Raw genomic sequence first — 24,916 nt, 5'->3', positions numbered from 1 at the left:
AAAATACTTATATGCAACTGACATGGCGGCGCATATCATCATGATATTTATTGCAAGTCTGGTGTCCCCGTGAGCCAAACATTTCCAAAGGACTGGTTTGACCTCTCGCCTGAGAAATACGCCGATTTCGGAGCGATGTTCTATTTGGCGGGCCTGACTCCAACGCATCAGAAACGCAGTTTGGCGCAGGTTCTCTATGCCTTTGAAACGCCGTTGCGGCTGGGACAATACCACATCTTCCGCCAGAACGGCTTTCCCCGAGGGTTCGTAACCTTTGCTGGCCTCAGCCGTGAGGCTGAAAACAGATATGCCATTCAGGAAAAGCCCTTGAAGGATGCGGATTTCACCAGCGGGTCCTCGTTCTGGATCGTCGATCTGGTTGCGCCGTTCGGGCAGACCAATGAAATTGTCGACATTCTCAAGGCAGAAATACCACACCCTCGCGTTCGAACGAATCGTCTGGTTGGTGACATGGGCCAAAACCGGATCGTAGAATGGAGCCGGGATGCCGCGGGCGAGGTCCATATGAAGCTCTATCGTAAGAAGGATTTCAAACGTCTGCTGGAACAAGGCGAGGGCTAGCATGGTCTCGGTTCCGGTCACGGGTGATTTGACAGGGGATGTCACTGGCTCACCGCCAAACGTGGCCACTGGTCAGGTCATTCTTGGCGACACACCGGGAACATTCGACGTCAACAATTGGGCAATCGCGACCCCTCCGGCCAATGGGACGGCTACGATAGACGCGGATACCGGCGAATGGACCTACACGGTCGATCCCACCTTTTTTGACAGCCTCGACTTCAACCAGATCGCGACCGACACGTTCGTCATTCAGGGGTCTGACGGGTTTTTCTTTGGTCAGGCAACCATCACCATTTCTATTCAAGGCGTCTGTTTTTCCGCCGGGACACTGATCGAAACCGAAACCGGACCAGAGGTCATCGAGGCCCTGACAGTCGGCGATCTGGTCCAGACTAAAGATCACGGGCTGCAACCCATCCGGTGGATCGAGGCCAGCCCGATCCCCCCCGAGCGATTGCGTCGTGACCCTGATCTGCGGCCCGTGCGTATCCTGCGCGGCAGCCTTGGGCCCGACATACCCTCGCGCGATCTTCTGGTGTCGCAGCAACATCGCGTCCTGCTTCAAGGACCGAAAGTCGAGCTGCTGTTTGGCGCCGCCGAGGTTCTGGTCGCCGCAAAACACCTGTGTTCGTGGCCGGGTATCTTCGTCGACACCTCAGACCAGCCGGTCGAATATCTGCATATCCTGCTGGATCAGCATGAGATACTGACCGCCGAAGGCGCATTGGCGGAAAGCCTGTTTCTGGGCGACGAGGCGCTGCATTCCCTGTCCTCGGACGGGCTGCAGGAGTTGGCCTCAATCTTCCCAGACCATACCCCGGATAAATCCACCGGCTTCGGACGCGCTGCCCGCATGATCCTGCGCGAGCATGAGGCCCGCGCCTTGGCCTGACCCTAAGCTGTCGGGCCGATCCGTCCGCCCACATCCTGCGGCGCCAGCGCAACCGTTTTGATCACAGCATAGCACCGCGCGCCTGGTTGCAGGCCAAGCCCCGCGACTGAGCGTCGGGTGATCCGTGCCAGCACGATACCTGCCGACGTATCCATCGAGATGATCGCACCCGGCCCGTCCCCGGCGCGGATCGTCTCGACCGTGCCCGCCAGAACGTTCAGCGCGGACAGCCCTACTGGCGGCTGGTTAGACAGGATCACCTCTTGCGCGGGGATACGAATGCGAAGCTCTGCGCCGATCTGATGCGGGATACGAGGTAGAAACAGCGACTCTCCACCCGCGTCCAACTCGGTCAAGCCGTCCTCGTGATGCGCCCGCACGCGCACCTGCAGCACCGCGCCAACCGCGCGCACACCCGCAGGGGTCACAGACGGATCGGCCAGCACTTCAGAGGCCGGACCATGGCGCGCCACCTTACCATCCTGCAGCGCAACAACCGAGGTCGCCAACCGCGCAACCTCGGCCGCGGAATGCGTGACATAAAGGATTGGAACTGAAACCTCATCCCGAAGACGCTCAAAGTAAGGCAGGATCTCGGCCTTGCGACCTTCGTCCAACGCAGCCAGAGGTTCGTCAGCCAGAATGAGGCGTGGGCTGGCCAGCAAGGCGCGTCCGATCGCAACCCGCTGCTTTTCGCCCCCGGACAAACCAGCCGGACGGCGGTCGAGTAGATGACCGATGCCCAGCATCTCAATCACTTTCTCCGGGTCCTCACGCTTTGCAGACCGCGGTGCAAACCAGCGCCCGAAAGACAGGTTCTGTCGCACGGTCAGGTGAGGGAACAGACGTCCTTCCTGAAAGATATAGCCGAGCCTGCGTTTATGCGGCGGCAGCCAAAGCCTGGTGTCCGTGTCGAACAGGACCCAATCATCCACGGCGACGCGCCCGGCCTCGGGTCGTAACAAACCGGCCACGGCATTCACCACCGTTGTCTTGCCCGCTCCCGAACGCCCGAACAGAACCGTCACACCCGGCGGTGCCTCAAAGTTGAGGTCCAGATCCAGCCCAGCAAGGCTGTGGCGCAGACGAACAGACAGGCTCATGACCCGGCCACCCGCGCCGCCGCACGGCGTCCGACATATTCTGACAACAATAACGCCCCCATCGCGATGATGATCGAGATGACGACCAATCGGGTCGCCGCTGCCTCACCCCCCGGCACCTGCAGGAAGGCGTAGACGGCTGATGGCAGTGTTTGAGTCTGGCCCGGAATGTTCGACACAAAGGTAATAGTGGCCCCAAACTCGCCCATCGCCTTGGCAAAGGCCAGAATGGCCCCCGCGATGACCCCCGGCAGGATCATCGGCAATGTCACCGTCGCAAACACCCAAGGGCGCGAGGCGCCCAGCGTGGCCCCCGCCTGTTCAAGCCGAGGGTCAACGGCCTCAATCGACAGACGGATGGCCCGCACCATCAAAGGGAACGCCATGATCCCAGCCGCCATCGCAGCGCCCGTCCACCGGAAAGCAACAACGATCCCGAACTCGGCCAATATGCGCCCGATAGGACCCTGAATGCCGAAAGTCAGCAGCAGCAGGTAGCCGGTGACGACGGGCGGTAGGATCAGCGGCAAATGCACCAGACCATTCAACACCTGTCGTCCCGGAAAGCGCCAGCGCGCCAAAGCATAAGCTACGAATATCCCAAAGGGCAAAGTCGCCAGCGTTGCCCAGAACGACACACGCAGGGACAATTTCAACGCCTCAATCTCGGCAGGGCCTAACCAATCCATAAGGCTCACCGTTCAGGCAGAGAAAACCCCTGCCCCTTGAACACATCTGACGCGAATTCGCTCTGGAGAAAGGTCAGAAAATTCTGCGCCTCCGGGTTGGAAAAAGACGTCTCGGCAACCGGGTAAATGATAGGCGGGTGACTGTCTTCTGGGAAGCTGCCGACAATACCAACCCGCGCGTCAGCCTGAGCGTCCGTCCGGTAGACAATGCCCATCGGTGCCGCTCCGGTCGCGACCAAAGCCAGTGCCGCGCGCACATTGTCGGTTTGCGCGACCTGACGCTGCACTGCGTCCCACAGGCCGAGGCTCTGCAACGCGGCCTTGCCGTAGATCCCCGCGGGAACGGCATCGACCAATGCCATGGCCAGAAAGCCGCCCTCAAGATGTTCGGCCAGATCATAGACCGCCGAGACCTCGCCAATATGCGTCTGGGGTGCGGCTCCGATCAGAACCAACCCATTGCCCAAGAGGGCGACTCGGGTCTCGGGCTTGACTACGTCATCCTTCTGCAACACATCCATCCAATCCTCATTCGCGGAAATGAACAGATCAGCCGGAGCGCCTTGCTGCAACTGACGCGCAAGAACCGAGGACGCGGCGTATGAAATCGTGACATCGTTGCCGGTTTCGCGCTGATACGCGGTCGAAACCTCGTCCAAAGCAGTTTTCAGACTGGCCGCCGCAAACACCAAAATCCCATCTGCCCCGGCTCGAAGCGGAGCCAGAAAACACGCGCCAAGCACCAGCGCTGCCACAAGAAAACGGCGAGGGGAGTGTCGGGCCATATCCTCTCCGGCCTGAGGGGTTTCGGTCCCTATCGGAGATATCGGAGGCAACAGGCTCCGCGCAAGCGCCTTTCCGACTTTGCCTTCAATCGGGTGTGCAGTGATGCCTTTGGCGGTACAGACAGCCATAGCTGACGCGCCACCCGAAGAAAGGTAAGAAATTCGCGCAAACCCTCTTGCACCCGCCCTCAGGCTTGGCTACATGCACCGTCACGGGTGATTAGCTCAGTTGGTAGAGCGCTTCGTTTACACCGAAGATGTCGGGAGTTCGAGTCTCTCATCACCCACCATCCTTTCCCCACAAAGTATCAAGTTCTTACGCGACTAGCACCTATTGTTGTACTGCGCATGAAACGATGTCGGCTGGGCCTCCGCTTCTGTTATACGGAAAAGATGTCTACGACACAGGAGCTTTGGGCGACGGCAATATTCGTAAACGAACTATCAGCAATTGGCAGACAACTTTGCGGAAGGGCGTTCAATCTCGACCCAAATCGTTACTAGAGCGTTCTGATGCGGCGAACTGGCCGCGAGAGACTGAGTTGCGCGCGAAGGAGTTTCGTCCCTGGAGTCAAGCAAAGCGGTTTTTTTGGGCTTCGGCGCAGCATTTGACACATTAGGCTCAGAGTGGTCATTCGATCCGGTCTTACGAACAGCTGCCTTGCGGGAAAAGCTGCCGTAACCTGACTGGTTGCTGATGATCGATCTCAGCCTAAAGTAGGCTTTCATTTTTCACTGCTCCAAGACTCTACGTATTAGTTTGCTCTGCGTTGTTCCGACTGATTAGGCCTAGGCCCTCCCATTTTTGACATCATGGCCTTCGCATAGTCGCGTTTTGCCTGCGCAGGGTCCTCGAAGCGAGCATGCACGACGCAAGGGAAAAAGGCACCGTCATCTAAACCGTTGCGAGGCGTAAACCAATCAAACGGGTCGGTCGGCTCTACCGATGCAAACTGGTTGGTTGGTGGCGCAGCGGGTGCGATATTGGCTTCACTGTTTGTTATATCATCAAGCAGTGTTGGACGGGCCGTGCAGGTGTCCGGTGTGAGGATACCCATGATCTGCTCGCGACCAGCCGGAACAAAACGCCCACTTTCTTCGACTGGAAACCGGATCGGCTGCCCGGCATAAACATCCCGCTGCACTTCGCTGTTCCGGACAACAATCGTGCCGTTAACCAGCACATACGGAATGCCTTCTGACGGCAGACCTTGCCGACCAAGGGTATAGTTCGCCTTTTCGGTCACAGTCTCCGGGTCAAAAATCGTAATATCCGCGACCATGCCTTCCTGCATGCGCCCTCGCACCTGCATTGCGCGCAGTCCTGTGTCACCCAACCGCTTTGCATGGATATAACTTAGCTGAGTGAGCGTGAGCATAAGCGGCACGTTGGCATCACGAGCCAGTCTCAGGACAAGCGCATGGCTGCCTGCGGACCGAGGGTGCCCGGCATAGTCTTCGTAAGGGGCATCCCAACTCATCAGATTGCCCTCGATATCCAACCCCGCCATACCGTCTCCCGAGATGCCATAACCTGCAATGGTGATCCAATCGTTCAGCCATTGCTCTCTTGGCGGGCTGAAAACAATGGCCGTCCGTCCCGGTTCATTCTCGGCGAAGCTCAAGAATTCGTCTTTGGTTACGAAGCGATCAAGCTGGGGGTCAAAAATGGTGTCTTCGTATTTGTACCCCATCGACCCTTCCCAGTTTTCGGGGGCGATGATCGAAGCGCCGTAGTTTCCCGATCCAGCAGTCCAAGGATAGTAGCTGGACCAGACGTTATAGCCTTGGTCGCGGGCCATCTGGAGCTTTTCCTGATTTTCCCACCATCCATAGTCATTGTCGTGGTGTATGTGCAGCGGTGCGTCCAGCACCATCGCATTGACCAGGATTTCGTTAACGCCGGTCTGTGTTTCGGTGGGCGTCGAAGCACTGGGATGAAACCGGTGATGCACCGAAGTTAGTCGACCATAACGCGCTGCAGCCCGCTGTGCTTCGAACATCTCATAGGTTGTGATACCTTCGCGGGCGTAGCCAATGGTCGACCCCACGCCGAGTGCGCCGAGACGTAGCCCCTCATCCAGTTGGGCGGTGATTTCGTTCATCTGCTCGCGGTTGCTTGGTACCGAGGACCAGCCCTCGACACCGTCTTCCACGGATTGTGCCCGAAGTGCGAAGAAGTTCCGGAAATCAATGTCGCCTCCTTCCAGAACAAGGCCGTTATGCACCCGCATCCGTGCGAATTCTTGTCCAACGACTGTGCCGTAGTTTGCCTGCGTAACGCCTTGGCGCGCAGCGTACCATTCGTCGATATTCGCGGCCCCCACCTCAAAATCCATTTGCGTCGTAACGCCATCGCGAAGGTTGACCTTGATACCCCAAGGATCCAGCCCGTGTTGTTCAAGGTCGATAAACCAGGGCGCCACAACATGCCCTGTCGCGTCGATTGCCTCTCTGCCGTCAATATCTTCGTCGGTAACAGCAGTGATCCAGCCATTGCTTATTCCAACGTTGGCGATCTGATCGAACCCGGTTTCCGGATCCACTACCCGACCGTTGAGGATGACCACGTCGTAGGTTTGCGCGACGCAGAAAGTGGAAAACACGGACAACGTGCCAGCCAGAAACAGGGTACGCATGGATAGATCCTCCCTTTGATCAGCAGAATTGCATATTTCAACGCTTTTGACGTCTGCTTTCGACCCACACTAGAAAACGATCCGGGTTCGCAGGCCGAACAGCGTAATGCTATCCTGAGTGGGGTTCAGCAGCGGGTTCGAAATGTACTGCAGGGACGGCGTGATCTGCAGCCCGGGTGAGATCGAAAAACGGTAGAAGGCTTCCAGCGTGAACTGATCGCCATCTATGCCTCGGGCCTCGGCCCAGTTCAGGCCGAGACCTGCCAGATCGGTATTGCGGCAATAGTAACCCAAACCGGCAGAAACCGACCGGTCATACAGCGCTGCGGTCCCTTTTGACGCCCCTGCCCGAAAGAACGGCATCCACTTATTGTCAACAAACCATGCGGCAGAAAACGCAGCGCCATAGTCTTCCGCCCGGCTGCCATCTTCGGCCGCATCCGCATGCCAGAGGGTCAGATGGACATTGTCGAAATAAATGCGATCAAAGCCTGACGTGTACCCAAGTTCGAGCGATTTGAAGAGGTTGCCATCGCTGAACACATCAAAGTTTGGATCAGACGGATCGGCGTTTGCATCTGCAACGCTCGCGACAGCGTAGAAGTTTTCACTCAGCTTGATCCCACCGGCAATACCAAGACCTGGGTTGGGTGCGTTAAGTGTTGGGTTGGTGTTGAAGGACAGGTTTTGGAAGCCACTATAGGGGCTGACCAGCCCATAGATATCCACAAAGTCCGTTACATCAATCTGCCCGAATTGCAGCGTCCACGAACCGTTTTCGGCCCTTTGGGTCCAGAACAGATTGGTCAGCAGCAGACCGCTATCGTTGAAGGCAGTCCCGGTGATCGACAGCGCTCCGCCATCCAGCCCAAGAAACTGCGGGGCCACATCGGTATAGCTATGCCGGTCTTCGATCTTGAATGTCAGGGAACCCCGTTCAGTCGCCTGCCAACTCCCGTAGAAACGCGCAATTCCGCTGGCCGCTTCGCCGGTTCCCAGATAAGCATTCGTGGTTTGGCCCAGCGCCAGGTAATCAATATTGAACCGAAACCCACCCTCAGCCAGTCGGTCTTTCCACTCAAACCAACCTGGTGCGATGTTGCGTGGAAAATCGGATCGGTATTGTGGGTCGGTGAGCCCATCTCCGGGGGTAAGATCAGCTTCGACCGAAGAGGGCCCGGACAGTCCTTGCGCCGAGGCGGCGCCAGCGACAGCAATACTTAGTGTAGCAGCCAGAAGTCTTATCATTCAGACGCCCTTGCCCCACCGGTCTTGCGATTGCCCGCCGCGCGAATGCGATCAGCGGCACGCTGCTTCCATTCCAGCCTGTCTGCCTTGTTTTCCAGAGTTTCGACACGTTCCGCCTCTAGCTGGAAAGTCGCATTCATAGGCATGAGGCCATCCACAACCATCATATTATGAACGGAAGGATCGATAGTCAGCGTGCCTGTCAGCCGAACGGGTTCGTGGAAATAGCTAGGCGCCCAGTCCCCGTTCAACCGCACACGGATCATCTGGTTAGGCGGAGGTGGAGGCATGTGGCTGCACATCCCTCTTTCTGGCACCAAATACGCCACAGGCCGGCCGTCCGGATCGCTTGGAGCAGGAATGGCAAAGCCCGCGAGTGTGATTGTTCTGCCGTCGAATTGCGGGTTTCCGCTCGTTCCAGCCTTTCTTCGACGTTCAGTCACAACCTCGCGCTGATCGAGTAACCAGTCGACGTCAATTCCGTCTGACACCAAGGCGTCTTCGGTCTCTGCTAAAAGCAATTGCCATTTCTGCCGTTCTTCGGCGCTGCCAACCTCCTGCTGCAACCTGCCGCGTATACGCACAACGAAAAGAACATCGTCGAACTGTTCGGGGCTGAGTTCACGATAGGGGTCATCAAAGACCTGCGCAGACGGATCTGGCAGATCTGCCCAGTCCAACGCGGTTCCAGGCGTCGCCGCAGCATCATAACCGCACAAAACCAACCCTGCGAATACTGCGGAGCAAAACCAATTTCGCATGAATGCTCTCCGGCTGCTTTATCTGGTCAATCCAGTGTGTTTTTGTAGATCACACCGTCCTTCATAATCAGGCGGATTGTTTCCGGGCTGTCCGGCCTCGGGTCCGCACCGAACCACTGATCGCCTGTTCCAACGACAGAGAAGTCTTCGAGGGGGTTGCCGTCTATCAGCAGGATGTCGGCATAGGCGCCTTCTTCGATCACACCCAGTTTGCCTTCCGGATAGGGGTTCATGAAATCACCGCTGAGTGCCGCGATCTCGCCACCTACCGAAGTCAGGGTGACCATCGACGCGTAGGGGCCGAAGAAATAATTGTTCAGATGCTTCTCGTAGGCGATCTGGATGTTGCACGCCTCGACCGAACCCACGCAATCGGTTTGGAAACCACGCGGTGCCGGGCATTCTTTCATGCTGGGAATGTAGGCTTCGAATGTCGCCGAGGCCGATTTGGCCTTCCTCAAACTGTTGGGGTTGTTTTTCACGGACGGAACATCAAGTAGGCCTGGATCAAATGCTGTGATGTTCGTCGTGATGTACGCTCCTTTTTCTTTCATCAAAGCAGAAATCTCACAGTCAAAGTGAAATCCGTGTTCAATGGTTCTGACCCCTGCATTCAGGGCATTGATGATCGCTTCTTTGCGGTAGGAATGTGCCATGACATAGGTGCCGTACTCGTTGGCAACCTGAACAGCGGCCTCAATCTCTTCCTTCGAACCGGCGAGCAACTGCCATGGATCGAATGCCGAAATCACCCCACCTGATTGCATGAACTTCAATTGCGTGGCACCCATGCGCAGGTTGTTGCGGCCATACATGTAAATTTCGTCAACACCGTTGACCTGTTGGGCCATATTCAGAGTCCCAAAGTTGGTCACCCCACCCGGCGGAGATGTGAAGGATGCGAAATCGGCGTGACCACCACGTGTTCCGAGAAATGCCCCGGAAGGATAAAAGCGGGGGCCGACGATCTGGCCGGCGTCAATTGCGCGCCGCAGCCCGCCGCCAGCGCCCCCGGCATCGCGAACGGTCGTGAAGCCCTGCATCAGGTACATTTCGGCCATCCGGGTCCCGTGGATGGCGAAATCCTCCCAGGTCGAGTTGGTTTCCATCTCGGCAATCGATGGCCCCATGAGCATCAGGTGCGCGTGATTCTCTATAAAGCCCGGTGTCAGAGTGCGCCCACCGCCGTCGATAACCGTCGCGCTCGGCGCATCAATGGCATCGGTTGAGACGGACTTGATCAGATTGCCCTCGACCAGAACACTGGCATTTTCAATGCGTTGCTCATTCACACCGTCGAAGACATGCACGTTGGTAAACAGCGTTTGGGGTTCTTCTTGATCCTGAGCCTGCGCGGTCGCCGAAAAAGAAAGAACTGCCGCGACAATTGCCGTCGAGCAAAGAGACATTCGTAAGCCGGACATAAGTACTCCCTTCATATTCATGTTTTGCCAACTATAGTCTGGAATTCATTGGCTCGGTTGCCCCTTTTGAATTAGGATGTACGAATGTGACTGCAAAAATGGCCACTTCTTAAAGCTAATCCAACAAGGGTTATGAGCTTGCCTTTCAACTCCACCTCCCGAGAGCATAGCGAGGGCTTTGTTCGCCTCTCTTTAGCCGCTCCCTTTCTGCAATATCTCACCGAACGTAAGATCAATCCGCAACCAGCATTGGATCAGGTCGGCTTGAAAGCTGAACTGATGACTAACCCATCCGTGTTCGTTCACTCCGAGTTGGTTTACGGCTTGGTAAATGCTTTCTCAGAAGTATCAGGGGATCGATACCTAGGACTGAATGTAGGGGAAGCGTTTGACCTACAAGGATGGCCGCCCTTCGCTCAAGCCTTGCAATCTACAAAAACGCTGTTCGAGTTTTTTACCCGCTTTGTTGAGCTCGTGCCGCAGGAGTCCAATTCTGTGCGGCACAGCCTTGTCATTGAAGCAGACAAAGCGACTTATCGTATCGAGAGGCAACAGGAACCAACCGTCCCACCCATTCAGGTGACCGGTTTTGGTGCCGCAATCTATGTACGCCTATTGCAGACCGTCGTCGGAGAGTCCTGGGACTCTTCCCGTGTGCGATGGGAAAGCAGATACATCAATGGGCTGCCTATCGACTACAAAGGGATCGAGGTTGGCTTGGGACCCGATCCCGGAATGCAAATCAGTTTTCCCGTGGAATGGTTGTTTTTGCACCATGCCTCTGAGGGTTCCGCCAAACCCATAGCTTCAGCTCGACAAAACGAAGAAGTAACGGTGGTGGCCGCTTTGCGATCCGTCTTACGCGACAAACTGGATGAAACCGATCTGGGACCAGAGGTTGTGGCCGGACTACTGGGAATACAGCCGGAACGGTTTCTGAAAGCGCTTCAACAACAAGGCACAACACTCCCCCGCGAAATCAAACGGCTGCGTGTCGATGTCGCCAAAGAGCACCTCAGAGATGACAAGATGACAATTGCGGAGATCGGTCTATTCCTTGGCTACTCCGACAAGTCCCATTTCACTCGCTTTTTCCGAGGTCAAACCGGAATGACACCGACCAAATTCCGCCTTGGTGCGTAATTTCGTTGCAACTTTGGGACCGCTTGCACCCTCATATAAAGTGCGGGTCGACAAGAATTTGCGACGGTTTCTCGGAGCCTTATTCAAGGATTGCAGTGGGGAAATTGCCCCATACTGGAAACACGCCACTCACAAGAACAGTGCGTCAGATATCTAGACCTATCTTGTCAGATCAAATTGGTTTGATACCGTTTTAGATACCTGTTTTTTTTGTATCGCGACGCTCGACAGTGTCTTCTTCTCTGCAAATCATTTCATCCCAAGATCTTCCCAAAAGAGAAAACCAAAAAGGACGGCAGGGTACGACTTCTCCGACAGAGCCTTGCCGATGTGCGGGATGGCTAAGGAATAAATCCTTTCGGCACTCCGAACTTCAATGAATCTACGCTGGTACCTGTCAACGACTGCAGAAAAGCAATCAGGTTTTGAATTTCCGACTCCGTGAGTTGGATCGGAACAATGTCGCTTTTATTGCGTTGACGCTCCATTTCATAATCGTCCTCCCACACTATGAAATCAGCTTTTTGCAACCATGGCACCTCGGGCAATGCAGCCATTTCCGGCCTCCAGTTGTCCAGGCTTGCCTGTGGGTTCAAGTGATGGCGAATGACGCTTTCAAGGTCGGGGAAGGCGCCATTGTGACCGTAGGGCGCGGTCAGGGCAACGTTGCGCAGCATAGGGGTGCGGAACCTATAGGCATCCTCTAGGCGGTTGCTTTCGCCCATGCGGCCGACATCTCGGACGAAGGGATCCCACTGCCGGGTGCGGCCCGGTCCAAAGGGCGGCAAACCCAAGGCATAGAACTTCTGATCTGACATCAGCGGTCCGGCATGGCAGCTGGAGCAGCGGGCTTGGCCATAGAAAAGCTTCATCCCATCCAGTTGGGCCGGTGAAAGGGCATTCGTGTCACCTGTGAGGTAGTGGTCAAACGGGCTGTCGGTGCTGCGCCACTCGATTGCCATGAAAGCGGCCAGAGCGTTGGCGACTTGCGTGATCGTGATGTCTTCGGTCGTCTCGACCTCGTCAAAGGCGGCGACGATGGCCGGACCATAGCGTGGATCGGTACGGACGCGTTTTGCCAGAATAGGCCAGCCTCTATCGATCCGATCATGCACCGCGCCTGTGACCTCATTCTCGGCCACATTGCCCGCCATCTCGAATTGTGAGGTCAGGGGAAACAGAGCCTGTGCCGCCAGCAGGGAATTCAGGCCCTCGGGTAGCCACTCCTGCGCTGGGGAATTGAAGCCGTTGCCGTAGACGTCTGAAATACTCAGCCTGCCGTCGTGAAAGACTGTGTGAATTTCCTTGGCCCCAAGGTTCCACAAGCCCGGAGAGTTGCGAGGGATGCGTTTGCGTATTCTGTCTGCCCCGGTACCGGGTGTGCGGTCCAGTCCCAACCCCTGCCCGCCTTCTCCTATGCCCAGTGACAACCCGTCAGAGGTGCCGAAATCCGGGTGGTGGCAATGGGCGCAGCTGATGTTCTGGTTGCCCGACAGGATCGGGTCGTAAAACAGTTGATGACCAACGGCAGCCTGTTCCATATCAAATGGGATAAAGTCATCATCGGTGAGCGGGCGCGGCAAATCCTGTGCCGCAGCGGCCCCAACCCAGAAGAGAGCAACCAACCCATGCGTCAGCTTGTTTTCGCCCTTTGCGTATTTGCGTCTCCGGCTCTGGCGGAACTGGAGCAAGCGCGCGATATGATGGAAGCCGGACAGTTTGAAGCCGCGCGCGAGGAGCTTCTTCCAGCCGCGCGCTCGGGCAACGCCGAGGCTGAGGAGTTGATCGGCGTGATGTACGGGCTGGGTCTCGGGGTCGACCAGGATTACGAGCGGGCCTTTGAATGGTATTTGCGCGCCTCGATGAAGGGGCATCCGGGGGCTCAGTCGGGCGTTGGCTGGTACTATGAATTGGGTCTGGGCACGCCCGCGCCCGATCTGGTGCGAGCCTATATGTGGTACACGCTCAGCGCTATCGGCGGCGACCCCGATGCGGCGATCAGCCTTGAGGAAGTGGTCAAGAAAATGTCGCCAGAGCAGATCGAAAGGGCGCATGTGCTGGTCAACGACTACAAAGGGTGGATGTACCCGTTTCGGTGAGGGCCGGGCCGCAAAGCCCGGCCTATGTACTTAGTTCAGGTCCGCATCGCGTGAGGCGTTTACATCGGCCTCAGCCGCAGCTACCGCTTCGGTCAATGCACCAAAGATTTCGTCCCCACGGGCAACATTGGACTGGAACCAGTCATACACCGGGGTTGCGGCCTCTTTGAACGCAGCCTTCTGATCGGGCGTCAGGACATAGAGGTCTCCACCGCCGGCGACGAAATCCTCATAGGCCTGAATCGACTTGCGCTTGGGCGAGGCAAAGGTGGCCTGTTGCAGCGCATAGAAACCGTCAACCACGACGCGGCGCATATCCTCAGGCATTTCCTGGAACTTGGCGTTGTTCATCCACCACAGCGCGCCCATATAGGCGTGGCCATCCAGCGTGACATATTGCAGACCCGCATCCGGGAATTTCATGCCCATGATGTCGGTGATACCGTTCTTAGAGCCCTCAACCACGCCGGTCTGGAAGCTGGTGAACAGTTCTGGCCATGGGATCGGTGTCGGCGACGCGCCCAGAGCTTTGACCAGTTCCTGCGGAAGGTCGGCGACCACAGTGCGGATTTTCAGGCCTTCCATATCGGCAGGCTCGGCGATGCGACGCTGGGTGTTGGCGAAGTTGCGCCAGCCGCCGGTGTTGCCAATGGTCATCAAGCGGATCGCGCCGCCCGAGTCCTCCAGCGCCATGTTGCGCATGGTGCGGGTGAAGTCGCCGGACAAAACATGCTCGGCAATGCGGTCATCGGCCATCAGGTAAGGCAGGTCCAGAACCTGCACATAAGGGAAGATGCCCGACGCGCCGCCCGAGGTGGAGATGTAGATATCAATCGTGCCATCTGCCACGCCCTGCAGGCATTCCGCACCGTTTGAGCAAAGCTGGGTTCCGATGAACAGTTCAACCTCGATCGCGCCGTTCGACGCGGCCTCGACATAGTTCTTGAAGACAATCAGACCATCATAGTCTTCGTCATTTTCGTTCGAGTTGGCAGTGGCGCGCAGCGTGTAGTCGGCGGCTGTGGCGGCCATAGCGGACGCGGCCACGAGCGATGTGGCCACCGCTGCGGTTTTGATGAAATCTCTGAGCATGCGTTTCCTCCCTATGGAACTCAGTTAGTTGGCAAATCCCGTTATCCTCGGGATCGTCATGGATAGTGCGGGGATATAGGTGATCAGGAAGATCACTATGATTTCAACGGCTAGGAACGGCAGAATCGCCTTGGCGATGGTTTCGACCCGCTCACGCGATACGGCGGCGGCGACGAACAGCACCAAGCCCATTGGCGGTGTGGCGAGGCCGACGGTCAGGTTGACGCTCATGATGATCGCAAAGTGGATCGGGTCGACACCGAGGCTGGTGAAGATGGGGCCAAGGATCGGACCAAGGATAATGATCGCGGGGCCTGCATCCAGAAACATGCCGACGATGAACAGCAGCAAGTTGATCAGGAACAGCAGGATCAGCGGGTTTTCCGACAAGCTGAGGATCAGCGAGGCCAGTTGTTCCGGCGCATGGCTGAGGCTGACAACCGTCTTGAACGCCATCGCCGCGCCGACCAGCAGAAGGACGACGGCGGAGGTCATGCCTGCGTTGCTGAGCACTTCGGGCACCTCTTTCCACGTCAGCGTGCGCAGGACGAAGAAGCCGATGATGAAGGCGTAGCCCACGGCGACGGCGGCGGCCTCGGTGGGTGTGAAGATGCCGCCCAGAATACCGCCCAGAATGATCACCGGGGTCATCAGCGGGAAGAAGGCCTTCAGGCTGGCCTGACGCCGTTCGGGCCATGTGTATTTGCGGCTGGCGACGGGGAAGTCATAGCGGTCGGCCATGAGTTTGATCATCAGCATAAGGCCCACACCCACCATCACGCCCGGCACGATGCCCGCTAGGAACAGCGCGGCGACGCTTTCACCCATGACGTAGGCGTAAATGATCATGATGCCCGAAGGTGGGATAATCGGTCCGATCACAGAACTCGCCGCTGTGATCGCGGCAGCGAATTTGCGGGTGTAGCCTTGTTTCTCCATCGCCGGGATCAGCATCGACCCAAGCGCCGAAGTGTCCGCAACAGCGGACCCCGAGAGGCCCGCGAAGAGGATTGAACTCAGCACGTTCACATGCGCAAGGCCGCCCCGCAGGTGGCCCATCAGGGCCTGGCTGAACTCGACCAGACGGATGGTGATGCCGCCCCGGTTCATCAGCTCTCCGGCGAGCATGAAGAAGGGGATCGCCATCAGCGGGAAGCTGTCCATCCCGTTATAGACATTCCGATAGAGCAGCGTGATGTCGTTAGTCTGTCCGTTCAGCCACAGCAGGATGCCGGGCGCGGCAAGAAGGGCAAAAAAGACCGGCAGGCCGATCAGTAGGAAAATCAGAAAGGTGGGTAGGAACCAGATCAGCATTTATTCGGCCCCCACTGCCGCATCAGGAATTTCAGGCAACAGGTGGCCCCCGCCCAGCAGAGTGATGAAGGATCGCAGAATCAGCTCGATATTCACCGAAATCAGAAGGATGATCCCCACCAGCAATGAGGCCATCATCCAACTGCGCGGGATGCGGTACCATTCGTCGAACCCGAGCGAGGTTGGAAGGTAAAGCGCGGCGGTGGCGAATTTGCCGCCAAAGCCAGTGACCTCGGACCAGCCGATATTGACCGCGACCAGCAGGACAGCGAGCGAAATCAGCAGCAGGAACAGGTTGAGCGATTGGCCGACTGCGCGCGGTAGAAAGCGCTCCAGCATATCGATGGCCACAAAGCCGCCTCGCCGGAACGCGGTGGGGGCCATAAGCCCGGTCATCCACAACATGCAAAACCGCGCGGCCTCATCCGGCCATGGCAGTGCATTGCCCAGTACATACCGGAAAAACACTTGGATTAGGATTGCGATCACCATGAGTGCAATCGCAACGACACCAACCGCGCGGCCCAGACGCAGCACGGTTTCGTTCACGAATGCAATCGGTGCAAGCACCGATGCCAGTCCGCTCATGCGGATCCTCCCTTGTTCAGCCGCGGGTATGTCCCGCGGTCGTCAAATCACGCTTAGTGCTGCGCGAATTGGCCGAGTTTCCCGGCATAAAAGGTCAGCGCGTCTCCGTCCGCCATGCTGGCCTTAAGAACCTTTCCCACCACAATAACGTGATCGCCCGCATCGTGATACGCGTGTTGTTCACATTCGAACCGCGCCAGGCAGTCCGGTAGGATCGGCGTTCCGTTCTCACAGCGCTCATGCGCGATGTCGCGCAGCGCAAAGGCGTCTTTCGAGCAGCCAAAGCACAGCTCGGCCTGTTCCGAGGACAGCACATGCACGCTGAAATGAAGGGCCTTGTGAAAATAGGGGAAGCGGCGCGAGTTGCGGTCACCCGCCCACATGATCAAGGGCGGGTCCAATGACAGCGACGAAAAGCTGTTGGCCGTAATGCAGACCGGGCCATCAGCGCTGTCGCATGTGACGATGGTGACGCCGGTCGCAAAACGGCCGAAAGCGTCGCGCAGAGTGCGGGTGTCGTCCTTGTGCGGAACGAAGGTGTGGGTCATGTCCTTTGAGATTGCATTCATCATGGTACCTCATGGCCCAGTGCCGCCTCATAGAGGCGGTACCAGCTTTCACGATCCAGTTTGACTTTCAACGCGTCCGAGGCGCGTTTGATCCGGTCCAGATTGTTGGTGCCCAGAACTGGCAGGATGTTGGCCGGATGCGCCAACAAGAAGGCCACGGCAACCGCGGCGCGATCCACGCCGAACTCGGCTGCGATTTCATCCGCGACAACGCCGACCGGCGGGTTTCCGGCCATCAATAACCCACCCCCCAACGGCGACCACGCCATCAGCGGATGACCATGTTGCTGGTGAAAAGCCAGATCACCATTGGTGAAGGGGCTGATCTCACCCAGAGACACCTCGATCTGGTTGGTGACCAGTTGGGTCTTCATCGCCGATTGCAGCAGTGACCAATCCCAAGGCCGGAAGTTCGACACGCCGACCGCGCCGACCTTGCCACTGGCGACGACCTCGTCTAGCGCAGCTCCGGTCTCATGGTGGTCCATCATGGGATCAGGGCGGTGGATCAGAAGCAGATCGATATGTTCAATCGCCATTTCGGACAGGGACGTGTCCACCGATTTCACGATATGCGCGCGCGAGGTGTCATAGTATTTTACCGTGGCGTCCGCGTAACGGCCAATCGGCGCGACGATGTCGCATTTGGTGACGATCTCCATTCGCTGGCGCAAACCGGGATTGGCGCGCAGGGCATTGCCCAGAACAGCCTCGGCCCCGTAGTCGCCATAAATATCGGCCTGATCGAAGGTGGTGATACCCTGATCCAGACAGGCCTGGATCTTGGCTTCGACATGCGCTGCCGATGTGTCTGCGTCGTCGCCCAAGCGCCACATGCCATAGACAAGGCGGCTCATTTCCAGCGAGTCAGATAGTTTCACGCGTTGCATCAGCGACGAACTCCGTTGCCCAGCGGGGTTGCCGGGGTAGTTGCAGGCACGCGCCCATAAGCTTCGGGCAGCGAACAGGTTTTCAGGTTGGGCAGCACGCGGGCGCCGAAATGTTTGGCTTCATCCATGTGCGGATAGCCCGAAAAGATGAAGGCGCGGATGCCCATCTTCTGATATTCTTCGATCTTGGACATAACCTGATCGGTCGAACCGACCAAAGCGGCTCCGCAGCCCGAACGCGCACGGCCAACGCCGGTCCATAGACCCGGTTCAACATAACCATATTCATCCGCCAGATCGCGGTTCTTGGCCTGATGCGCAACGCCGAGAGAGGTCGAGTCAAGCGCCCGCTCCCGGATTGCACGACCATATTCGTCATCCAGTTTCGAAACGATGTAATCCGCATATTCCTGCGCCTCTGCCTCGGTATCCCGAACGATCATGTGAACACGCAAACCGTAGTCCAGCGTGCGGTTGTAGGTCTCGGCGACCGCATGAACGGCCTTCATCCGCTCCGCCAGTAGGTCCTTAGTCTCGGGCCACATCAGGTAGACATCACAGTGTTCGCCGCACAGGTCTAGCGCAGAGGGGGAATAACCACCGAAATAGAGCAGCGGCCCGCCAATCTGGTATGGCTTGGCCGGGTCAGTGGTCAGACCTGAGAAGTTATAGACCTCGCCTGCGTGATTGATCTCATCCTGTGTCCAGGCCTGTTTCAGGATCTCTACCACCTCGCGCGAGCGCTGATAGCGGAACGCGCTGTCTGCTTTCTCACCGGGAAAGTCGGAGGAAATGATATTGACCGTCAACCTCCCCTTCAGCATGTGATCCAGCGTCGCAATGGTGCGGGCCAGCATGATCGGTTGCATCTCGCCACAGCGTACAGCGGCCAGCAAGTTGATCCGGTCGGTGATTGGGGCGCATCCCGCGACAAAGCTCAGCGTGTCCTGACCGACCTGATAGGAGGACGGGCAGAGGATGTTGCGGAAGCCCTGCGCTTCGGCCTCTTTCACAATGCCGGAACAATGATCCCAACTCGACCGCAGGTCGCCATCGGGCACACCAAGGAACTGGTAGTCATCTGAACACAAAGCGGCAAACCACGAAACTTCGGCCGCATCCAGATCGGGGGATGTGATGGGGACGATGCTCATTTGATTCACGCTCCGTACATCTTTGACTTTCCTCTTGCGTAGCAATCGCTTTGATGTAGATCAATAGTGTATCAATTTTTCCTGCGACCGAGTGAAGCGTCGACCGTGTCTGCCTCCAACCGAAACCCAAATGCCCTGCCGGTATATATTCAGATCGCGGAGCTTCTGATCCGCGACGTCGCGGCTGGGCGCCTTATCGATGGCGAGCGTTTGCCACCCGAGCGTGAGATGGCGGCGGAGTTGAATGTCTCGGTTGGAACGCTCCGAAAATCGCTCTCTGAGCTAGAAAAAAAGGGGATGTTGGAGCGTATCCAGGGCTCAGGCAACTACATCCGCGAGACCGGCACACAAAACAGCGTCTATGCAATGTTTAGGCTGGAACTACCCGAAGGGGGCGGCCTGCCACGTGCGGATATCCTATCAGTTGACCATCTGAAGAAGCCCGTCGATCTGCCAATATTCGGGGCTTCTGATGCTGGTTCGCGTGTCCGGCGGATGCGCTACCTGAATGATACAATCATCGCAGTCGAGGAAATTTGGCTAGACGAATCAGCAGGCCTGATCGACCAGAGCCTGCTGTCCGATTCACTCTATCGCTACTATCAACGCCAATTGGGCTTTTGGATCGCAAGAGCCGAAGACAGAGTCTCGGTCCAACCGCTACCGGACTGGACACCTCCTGACTTCACCAAACCCGCGGGCCAATCGGTAGGCTACATCGAACGGTTCAGCTGGTCGGAAAACGCCGAACCCGTTGAATTCTCAAAAACATGGTTCGACCCAGATCGGACCAACTACGTACAACGTTTGAAGTAAAAGGAATCGCACATGACCCGGACCATCAATTACGGGCTGATTGGATGCGGCATGATGGGGCAAGAGCACCTGCACAATATCGGATTGCTGGAAGGCACCAATGTAGCAGCGATCTTTGAGCCCGATCCAGAGATGGCAAAAGCTGCCAAGGCAATTGCGCCAAATGCGGCCATGGTGGGTTCCATGCAAGAGCTTCTGGCGGTTGAAGAACTGGACTGCGTCGTCATTGTTAGCCCAAACCATCTTCATGTGGACCAGATTTGCGAAATCGCTGAAACTCGTCCGCTACCGCTTTTGGTGGAAAAACCATTGTTCACCGACCCGCAAGACGGGGCTCGCCTCGAGCAGTTGCAGCGCGACTATCCCTGCCCGATTTGGGTTGCGATGGAATACCGGTACATGCCCCCTGTTGCTGCTCTGATCGAGAAGGCGCAGGTGACAGGTGGTATAAAAATGTTGTCAATCCGAGAGCATCGGTTTCCCTTCCTGGACAAGGTCGGCCACTGGAACCGCTTCAACCGCAATACTGGCGGTACTTTTGTCGAAAAATGCTGTCACTTCTTCGACCTCATGCGTCTGATATTGCAATCCGACCCGGTACGCATAACGGCAAGTGGTGGACAGGCGGTGAACCATTTGGACGAGAGCTACGATGGTCAAACCCCCGATATTCTGGATCACGGCTATGTTCTTGTTGATTTTGCTTCGGGTGCGCGCGCGATGTTGGAACTTTGCATGTTCGCCGAAGGATCTCGCTATCAGGAAGAGATATCAGCCGTCGGACCAGACGCTAAAATCGAAGCGTTGGTTCCTGGCCCCCAGCGCTTTTGGCAGGACCACATGGGCGCTCCTCCGCCTCCGCGCGTAGTCATTAGTCCGCGCAATCCCAAAGGCCCCGTATCCATGGACGTTCCAGTGGATCCGAACCTATTGGCGGCTGGGGATCACAATGGATCAACCTACTATCAGCACAACGGTTTCTTGGCCGTGCTTCGTGGCGAAAAAGATAAGCCGGACGTAAGTTTAAACGACGGCCTCTGGGCGGTCAGAATGGGGCAAGCGGCGCAACGGGCGATAGACACGGGCGAAACGGTGTACATGGTCGATTGAACGGGTTCAAAAACACGGGCGCGTGTTGCAGCCCTTAAAAGACCCCATATCGCTCGAGTTTATGTCAGACATCACCAATCGATTTGGCAAAGGGTCAATTATGGCGACTGTGCAAGCCTACGTTTGTGCAGTCCTACTTGGATGCTCCGCTAGACTTTTTGTCTTGCCTTCCCTGCTGCGAACGGCCGCCTTTCATGATCGAGTGAGTTGCTCTTGCGGATGCAGCTCAGGTCCGCTTGCCCCGGACAAACCGAAACACCTTTCTTCTGTGTTGGCGTCCAAGCTCCAAGTAAACCAGTGCCTAACATGATGACGATGTCGTGCAACTTGCGATACCGGCGACGGACCTGCTCGATCATCCGATGGCCCTGCCGATAACACCCATGTACCGAGCCTCGGCATCGAGATTAAATGTGCAGCTCTTATCCAGAATGCGGGCGGGCTGGACGCATAGCCTGATCTTTGGTCATTAGAACTATTGTGTAGTCGGTTCCACAACTACAGCACCCTACACGGTAAATTCGATCGCATAGGTTCGTTGGGTTTCGTGTCTCTCATCACCCAGGATGCTTCTTTTGAAAAACGCTCCTCCTCGCACGATGTTGATGTGGCATTGTTGCAACCGGTTGCAGCAATGCGGTCTTGGTGCATAATACTGACACCATGACACTACCCATCGCCCTCCCCGCCCAATTGCCTGCAAGGCACCTGCCATGAGCGTCACCCTCAAAGATGTTGCCGCGCTGGCGGGTGTGTCGCGATCAGCCGTGTCGCGCACCTTTACCGAAGGGGCCTCGGTCTCGGCCAAAACCCGCAGTAAAGTGGAAAAAGCCGCGAAAGAGCTTGGATATAGCCCCAATGCGCTGGCCTCGTCGCTGACAACGGGGCGGACCAAGCTGATCGGGCTGATCTCGAACAACTTCCACAACCCGATCTTTTTGGAGGTTTTCGACCAGTTCACACGCGCCTTGCAGGAACGCGGGCTGCGTCCTTTGATCGTGAACCTGACCGATGAGACCGAGCCCGCCAATTCCGTCCGGATGTTGCGGCAATACTCGGTCGATGCGGCCATCGTCGCCTCATCGACCTTGCCGCCGAGCTTTGCCAAGGCGTTCCACGATGCGGGGGTTCCCGTCGTTCATACCTTTGGCCGATCCGCCACCTCGCCCGAGGTGCATGTGGTTGGCATCGACAACGTGGAATGCGGGCGTATGGCCGCGCGAGAGCTGGTGGCCAGGGGATACAAACGCGTCGGGTATCTGGGGGGGCCGAAGGATGCGACCTCGGCCATGGACCGTTATCGCGGGTTCATCGAGGAAACCGCACAATATGCGAACCTCGAAGTGTCTTATTCTTTCGCGCAGAATTACTCATTCGATGCCGGCCGGGCCGAGATGCTGCGGCTATTGGGCGGCACCCCGGCCGAGGGGTATTTTTGCGGCGATGACATCCTGTCGATTGGCGCGCTATCGGCCCTCAAGGATCATGGGCTGACGCCGGGGCGCGACATCGGCATCATCGGCCTGAACGATATGGAAATGTCCCGTTGGGAGAGTGTTGACCTGACCACCATTCACCAGCCGATCAAACAGATCATCAACGCCTCAGTGGATCTGGTCGAGGAGATGCTGAAAGAGCCTCAGAGATACCCTGAGGCCCGTATCTTCCCCTGCCGGGTGATCGAGAGGGCCACGCTGCGCCCCCGTCCATGATTAACGGAACATTGGCGGACGCGCGTCTTTCCACGCGCCGTCCTCTTTGCCCGACGCAACGGCGGCATGAACGGCGGCGATCGAACGCACACCGTCTGAAGCCCCGGGCAGACCGTCACGGGCCTCACCCCGGATCGCATCGGCCAGATCGCAGTAGATATTGGCCACAGCCAGCGGGAAGCCCTCAGGGTGGGCGATGGCCACGCGCGACAGTCGTTGCACTTCGTCATGCAGACCACCCTCGCCCTTTTCGATGATCTGGGTGCGCCCTCCGACTGGGGTGTAGATCAGCTGGTTGGGCTGCTCAGACGCCCAGCGCAAACCGCCGGTTTCACCAAACACTTGAATGTCGAACCCGTGTTGCCGCCCGATCGCCACGGACGACGTCCACAGGCGACCAACCGTGCCGCCTTCGGTGCGGAAATTGATCATCGCGTCATCTTCCAGCTCGCGGCTGGAAATGGTCGAGGCCATATCGGCAGACAGCGATTTCACCTGATCATCGCAGACAAAACTGGCCATATGCAGCGCATGAATGCCGCAGTCGGCGAATTGGCCCGAGACACCCGCCATCGCCGGATCATAGCGCCAGCGGACCCGAGGGTTATCGGCATCCGTCGCATCCCCATGATGACCGTGGCTGAAATTGGTCACCACTAACCTAATCTTGCCGATATCCCCTGCCCGCACCATGGCGCGGGCCTGCCGGATCATCGGATAGGCCGAGTAGCAGTAGTTCACTGCGCAGATCTTGCCCGAGGCCTCTGCCACGCGCACGATCTCTTCGCCTTCTTCGACCGTCATGGTCATAGGCTTTTCGCAAAGGACGTTGAAACCAGCCTCAAGAAACGCTTTGGCGATCTCGAAATGGGTGGAGTTCGGCGTGGCAATCGTGACTAGATCAATCCGGTCGGGACGGTCTTTTTCCCCTGCCAACATGTCCTGCCAGCTGCCATAGGCACGGTTGGCGTTGATACCCAATCGCTGAGCATATTCACGGCCTACCTCGGGCCGATGATCCAGAGCGCCTGCCGCAAACTCGAACATACCGTCCGCCTGCGCGCCCAACCGATGGGCAGGTCCGATCTGGCTGCCTTCGCCGCCACCAATCATGCCCCATTTCAGCTTTGCCATGGTCTTTGTCTCTCTTCAATTTTACGCAGCTAGAGCGATCAGAAATCGCTGATATCTTTCCACTGGCGCTGGTCCGACGAGGCCAGTGCAGCCGCCAGCACCCGGTTGACCTCATGCCCATCGCGGAAGGTGGGCCAGATCGGATTGCCGGTGTGAATGGCCTGCAGGAAATCCTTGGCCTCGATGATGATCTGGTCCTGATAGCCGGTTCCGTGGCCGGGACCCTGACAGAAGGGCTCATAATCCGGATGAGCGGGGCCGGTTAGGATCTTGGTGAAGCCACGCTGCCCCTCCGGCCCCTCGCGGCGATAGAGCCAGAGGGCGTTCTGATCTTCCTGATCGAACCGGATTGCGCCCTTGGTGCCCGAAATCTCATAGGCATAACCCATCTTGCGACCCGTCGCGACGCGGCTGAAGTAGAGGTTGCCCATCACACCGTTTTCAAAGCGGCACATCATCTGGGCGTGATCATCATTCGTGACCTCTCCGCCCGGGCGCGTGCGGTGCACGGTTTCGACATCAGCCATGACCTGCGCAATCGGGCCGATCAGCGCCAGAGCGCCGTTCACCATATGCGGGGCCAGATCTCCGATCGTGCCGTTGGCCATGCCGGTCGTGCGCCACGTGGCAGGGGCGTCGGGGTCAGCATAGAAATCCTCGGTATGTTCGCCGCGAAACCAGGTGATGTCGCCGATCTCGCCGTCTGCAATCAGTTTGCGTGCGTATTGGCTGGCAGGCGTGCGGATATAGTTGAAACCCACCATGTTGACCACGCCGGCATCCTCGGCCGCGCGCGTCATCGCCTGACTGTCCTCGAGTGATGCGCCCAAGGGTTTTTCGCACAGGACCGGCTTGCCCATGGCAAAGGCCGCCTCGGTGATCTGGCGGTGCGTTTCCTGAGGCGATGCGATGACGATCGCGTCGACCTTCGGATCCTCAACCAAAGCGCGCCAATCGTCGGTCGCGCGCTGGAACCCATAGGCCGCACGGTATCGTTCGGCACTTTCAGGGGACGAGGCGCAAATTACCTCGAGCTGCGGACGCAGAGCAGTGTTGAACACAGCGCCCACGGCAGACATGGCAACAGAATGCGCCTTGCCCATATAGCCGCCACCAACAATTCCAATTCCGATTTCAGGCATCTGTCGCGGCTCCGAACATACTATTTG

At 57.4% G+C, this 24,916-nt stretch carries 23 protein-coding genes and 1 tRNA gene; 8 read left to right on the top strand and 16 right to left on the bottom strand.

Going from position 1 to position 24,916, the window contains the following annotated elements; genetic code table 11:
* The first annotated feature begins 69 nt into the window (after positions 1-69).
* Both ACR0J4_RS07885 and ACR0J4_RS07880 read left to right on the top strand, forming a co-directional pair.
* On the top strand, positions 70-582 hold the full coding sequence (locus ACR0J4_RS07885) for a toxin-activating lysine-acyltransferase (protein WP_170642854.1): 513 nt from the start codon (positions 70-72) through the stop codon (positions 580-582).
* Position 583: 1 nt separating this feature from the next.
* The gene (locus ACR0J4_RS07880; RefSeq protein WP_170642853.1) at positions 584-1,477 is read left to right on the top strand and encodes a Hint domain-containing protein; all 894 of its coding nucleotides are present in this window, start codon (positions 584-586) and stop codon (positions 1,475-1,477) included.
* A 2-nt stretch (positions 1,478-1,479) separates the two neighbouring features.
* On the opposite strand, the gene modC is transcribed toward ACR0J4_RS07880, so the two are convergent.
* From modC to modA, 3 genes are read right to left on the bottom strand one after another with little or no spacing between them, the layout of a single operon-like run.
* Entirely contained in the window at positions 1,480-2,580 is a 1,101-nt protein-coding gene (gene modC, locus ACR0J4_RS07875; RefSeq protein WP_170642852.1) for a molybdenum ABC transporter ATP-binding protein, read from the bottom strand.
* Positions 2,577-3,269: a molybdate ABC transporter permease subunit gene (modB, locus tag ACR0J4_RS07870; RefSeq protein WP_170484723.1), complete on the bottom strand. Its 693-nt coding sequence runs from the start codon at positions 3,267-3,269 to the stop codon at positions 2,577-2,579. Before modB ends, modC begins: the two co-directional genes overlap by 4 nt.
* A gap of 5 nt (positions 3,270-3,274) precedes the next feature.
* Positions 3,275-4,054 (bottom strand): molybdate ABC transporter substrate-binding protein, encoded by a 780-nt coding sequence (gene modA / locus ACR0J4_RS07865; RefSeq protein WP_170556603.1) that lies wholly within the window; start codon positions 4,052-4,054, stop codon positions 3,275-3,277.
* Positions 4,055-4,268: 214 nt separating this feature from the next.
* On the opposite strand from modA, the gene ACR0J4_RS07860 reads away from it, so the two are divergent.
* A tRNA-Val gene (locus ACR0J4_RS07860) sits at positions 4,269-4,344 on the top strand.
* Positions 4,345-4,809: 465 nt separating this feature from the next.
* Here the strand turns inward: ACR0J4_RS07860 and ACR0J4_RS07855 are convergent.
* The 4 genes from ACR0J4_RS07855 to ACR0J4_RS07840 all read right to left on the bottom strand — a co-directional run bounded on the left by ACR0J4_RS07855 (position 4,810) and on the right by ACR0J4_RS07840 (position 10,126).
* Positions 4,810-6,693, bottom strand: coding sequence for an amidohydrolase family protein (locus ACR0J4_RS07855; RefSeq protein WP_170642851.1), 1,884 nt, complete (start codon positions 6,691-6,693; stop codon positions 4,810-4,812).
* Positions 6,694-6,762: 69 nt separating this feature from the next.
* Positions 6,763-7,941, bottom strand: coding sequence for a carbohydrate porin (locus tag ACR0J4_RS07850; protein WP_170642850.1), 1,179 nt, complete (start codon positions 7,939-7,941; stop codon positions 6,763-6,765).
* Complete coding sequence (locus ACR0J4_RS07845; RefSeq protein WP_170642849.1) at positions 7,938-8,702, bottom strand: DUF3299 domain-containing protein; 765 nt, start codon at positions 8,700-8,702, stop codon at positions 7,938-7,940. Before ACR0J4_RS07845 ends, ACR0J4_RS07850 begins: the two co-directional genes overlap by 4 nt.
* 26 nt (positions 8,703-8,728) lie before the next feature.
* Positions 8,729-10,126, bottom strand: a complete 1,398-nt coding sequence (locus ACR0J4_RS07840; RefSeq protein WP_170642873.1) for an amidohydrolase family protein — start codon at positions 10,124-10,126, stop codon at positions 8,729-8,731.
* A 132-nt stretch (positions 10,127-10,258) separates the two neighbouring features.
* Between ACR0J4_RS07840 and ACR0J4_RS07835 the strand changes: the two genes are divergently transcribed.
* Positions 10,259-11,269: an AraC family transcriptional regulator gene (locus tag ACR0J4_RS07835; protein ID WP_170642848.1), complete on the top strand. Its 1,011-nt coding sequence runs from the start codon at positions 10,259-10,261 to the stop codon at positions 11,267-11,269.
* A 341-nt stretch (positions 11,270-11,610) separates the two neighbouring features.
* Here ACR0J4_RS07835 and ACR0J4_RS07830 read toward each other — a convergent pair whose 3' ends face one another.
* Positions 11,611-12,810: a cytochrome-c peroxidase gene (locus ACR0J4_RS07830; RefSeq protein WP_480668356.1), complete on the bottom strand. Its 1,200-nt coding sequence runs from the start codon at positions 12,808-12,810 to the stop codon at positions 11,611-11,613.
* 87 nt (positions 12,811-12,897) lie between these two features.
* On the opposite strand from ACR0J4_RS07830, the gene ACR0J4_RS07825 reads away from it, so the two are divergent.
* The gene (locus ACR0J4_RS07825; protein WP_170642847.1) at positions 12,898-13,368 is read left to right on the top strand and encodes a tetratricopeptide repeat protein; all 471 of its coding nucleotides are present in this window, start codon (positions 12,898-12,900) and stop codon (positions 13,366-13,368) included.
* Positions 13,369-13,398: 30 nt separating this feature from the next.
* Here the strand turns inward: ACR0J4_RS07825 and ACR0J4_RS07820 are convergent, their stop codons facing one another.
* The 6 genes from ACR0J4_RS07820 to ACR0J4_RS07795 are packed head-to-tail and all read right to left on the bottom strand — an operon-like array spanning position 13,399 to position 18,975.
* Positions 13,399-14,460: a TRAP transporter substrate-binding protein gene (locus tag ACR0J4_RS07820; protein ID WP_170378744.1), complete on the bottom strand. Its 1,062-nt coding sequence runs from the start codon at positions 14,458-14,460 to the stop codon at positions 13,399-13,401.
* Between the two features lie 24 nt (positions 14,461-14,484).
* Positions 14,485-15,774 (bottom strand): TRAP transporter large permease, encoded by a 1,290-nt coding sequence (locus tag ACR0J4_RS07815; protein ID WP_170378746.1) that lies wholly within the window; start codon positions 15,772-15,774, stop codon positions 14,485-14,487.
* Entirely contained in the window at positions 15,775-16,362 is a 588-nt protein-coding gene (locus ACR0J4_RS07810) for a TRAP transporter small permease subunit (RefSeq protein WP_170642846.1), read from the bottom strand. It lies immediately after the preceding gene.
* 53 nt (positions 16,363-16,415) lie between these two features.
* Positions 16,416-16,931 carry a flavin reductase family protein gene (locus tag ACR0J4_RS07805; RefSeq protein ID WP_170556584.1) on the bottom strand — a complete coding sequence of 172 codons (516 nt, stop codon included), beginning with the start codon at positions 16,929-16,931 and terminating at the stop codon, positions 16,416-16,418.
* A complete protein-coding gene (locus ACR0J4_RS07800) occupies positions 16,931-17,821 on the bottom strand; it encodes an aldo/keto reductase (RefSeq protein ID WP_170642845.1) in 891 nt (296 codons plus the stop codon). The genes ACR0J4_RS07805 and ACR0J4_RS07800 overlap by 1 nt, the downstream gene beginning before the upstream one ends.
* On the bottom strand, positions 17,821-18,975 hold the full coding sequence (locus ACR0J4_RS07795; protein ID WP_170642844.1) for an LLM class flavin-dependent oxidoreductase: 1,155 nt from the start codon (positions 18,973-18,975) through the stop codon (positions 17,821-17,823). Before ACR0J4_RS07795 ends, ACR0J4_RS07800 begins: the two co-directional genes overlap by 1 nt.
* Positions 18,976-19,080: 105 nt before the next feature.
* Between ACR0J4_RS07795 and ACR0J4_RS07790 the strand changes: the two genes are divergently transcribed.
* From ACR0J4_RS07790 to ACR0J4_RS07780, 3 genes are all read left to right on the top strand, one after another.
* The gene (locus ACR0J4_RS07790; protein ID WP_170642843.1) at positions 19,081-19,791 is read left to right on the top strand and encodes a GntR family transcriptional regulator; all 711 of its coding nucleotides are present in this window, start codon (positions 19,081-19,083) and stop codon (positions 19,789-19,791) included.
* Between the two features lie 12 nt (positions 19,792-19,803).
* Positions 19,804-20,901 carry a Gfo/Idh/MocA family protein gene (locus ACR0J4_RS07785; protein ID WP_170642842.1) on the top strand — a complete coding sequence of 366 codons (1,098 nt, stop codon included), beginning with the start codon at positions 19,804-19,806 and terminating at the stop codon, positions 20,899-20,901.
* Between the two features lie 713 nt (positions 20,902-21,614).
* Complete coding sequence (locus tag ACR0J4_RS07780; protein WP_170642841.1) at positions 21,615-22,613, top strand: LacI family DNA-binding transcriptional regulator; 999 nt, start codon at positions 21,615-21,617, stop codon at positions 22,611-22,613.
* Here ACR0J4_RS07780 and ACR0J4_RS07775 read toward each other — a convergent pair whose 3' ends face one another.
* Positions 22,614-23,747 (bottom strand): Gfo/Idh/MocA family protein, encoded by a 1,134-nt coding sequence (locus ACR0J4_RS07775; protein ID WP_170642840.1) that lies wholly within the window; start codon positions 23,745-23,747, stop codon positions 22,614-22,616.
* 38 nt (positions 23,748-23,785) lie between these two features.
* Positions 23,786-24,889, bottom strand: a complete 1,104-nt coding sequence (locus tag ACR0J4_RS07770) for a Gfo/Idh/MocA family protein (protein ID WP_170642839.1) — start codon at positions 24,887-24,889, stop codon at positions 23,786-23,788.
* Positions 24,890-24,916 lie beyond the last annotated feature (27 nt).

It is taken from the genome of Ruegeria sp. B10 (assembly GCF_056539825.1).
This window is presented reverse-complemented; position numbering and strand designations above follow the sequence as displayed.

Coding starts and splice junctions, on each gene's coding strand:
- ACR0J4_RS07800 (WP_170642845.1), bottom strand. CDS start 17,821: ATGCAACGCGTGAAACTATCTGACTCGCTGGAAATGAGCCGCCTTGTC.
- ACR0J4_RS07855 (WP_170642851.1), bottom strand. CDS start 6,693: ATGCGTACCCTGTTTCTGGCTGGCACGTTGTCCGTGTTTTCCACTTTC.
- ACR0J4_RS07825 (WP_170642847.1), top strand. CDS start 12,898: ATGCGTCAGCTTGTTTTCGCCCTTTGCGTATTTGCGTCTCCGGCTCTG.
- ACR0J4_RS07770 (WP_170642839.1), bottom strand. CDS start 24,889: ATGCCTGAAATCGGAATTGGAATTGTTGGTGGCGGCTATATGGGCAAG.
- ACR0J4_RS07820 (WP_170378744.1), bottom strand. CDS start 14,460: ATGCTCAGAGATTTCATCAAAACCGCAGCGGTGGCCACATCGCTCGTG.
- ACR0J4_RS07795 (WP_170642844.1), bottom strand. CDS start 18,975: ATGAGCATCGTCCCCATCACATCCCCCGATCTGGATGCGGCCGAAGTT.
- ACR0J4_RS07785 (WP_170642842.1), top strand. CDS start 19,804: ATGACCCGGACCATCAATTACGGGCTGATTGGATGCGGCATGATGGGG.
- modA (WP_170556603.1), bottom strand. CDS start 4,054: ATGGCCCGACACTCCCCTCGCCGTTTTCTTGTGGCAGCGCTGGTGCTT.
- ACR0J4_RS07805 (WP_170556584.1), bottom strand. CDS start 16,931: ATGAATGCAATCTCAAAGGACATGACCCACACCTTCGTTCCGCACAAG.
- ACR0J4_RS07810 (WP_170642846.1), bottom strand. CDS start 16,362: ATGAGCGGACTGGCATCGGTGCTTGCACCGATTGCATTCGTGAACGAA.
- ACR0J4_RS07850 (WP_170642850.1), bottom strand. CDS start 7,941: ATGATAAGACTTCTGGCTGCTACACTAAGTATTGCTGTCGCTGGCGCC.
- ACR0J4_RS07845 (WP_170642849.1), bottom strand. CDS start 8,702: ATGCGAAATTGGTTTTGCTCCGCAGTATTCGCAGGGTTGGTTTTGTGC.
- ACR0J4_RS07780 (WP_170642841.1), top strand. CDS start 21,615: ATGAGCGTCACCCTCAAAGATGTTGCCGCGCTGGCGGGTGTGTCGCGA.
- ACR0J4_RS07835 (WP_170642848.1), top strand. CDS start 10,259: ATGAGCTTGCCTTTCAACTCCACCTCCCGAGAGCATAGCGAGGGCTTT.
- ACR0J4_RS07880 (WP_170642853.1), top strand. CDS start 584: ATGGTCTCGGTTCCGGTCACGGGTGATTTGACAGGGGATGTCACTGGC.
- ACR0J4_RS07830 (WP_480668356.1), bottom strand. CDS start 12,810: ATGGAACAGGCTGCCGTTGGTCATCAACTGTTTTACGACCCGATCCTG.
- modC (WP_170642852.1), bottom strand. CDS start 2,580: ATGAGCCTGTCTGTTCGTCTGCGCCACAGCCTTGCTGGGCTGGATCTG.
- ACR0J4_RS07815 (WP_170378746.1), bottom strand. CDS start 15,774: ATGCTGATCTGGTTCCTACCCACCTTTCTGATTTTCCTACTGATCGGC.
- modB (WP_170484723.1), bottom strand. CDS start 3,269: ATGGATTGGTTAGGCCCTGCCGAGATTGAGGCGTTGAAATTGTCCCTG.
- ACR0J4_RS07775 (WP_170642840.1), bottom strand. CDS start 23,747: ATGGCAAAGCTGAAATGGGGCATGATTGGTGGCGGCGAAGGCAGCCAG.
- ACR0J4_RS07840 (WP_170642873.1), bottom strand. CDS start 10,126: ATGTCCGGCTTACGAATGTCTCTTTGCTCGACGGCAATTGTCGCGGCA.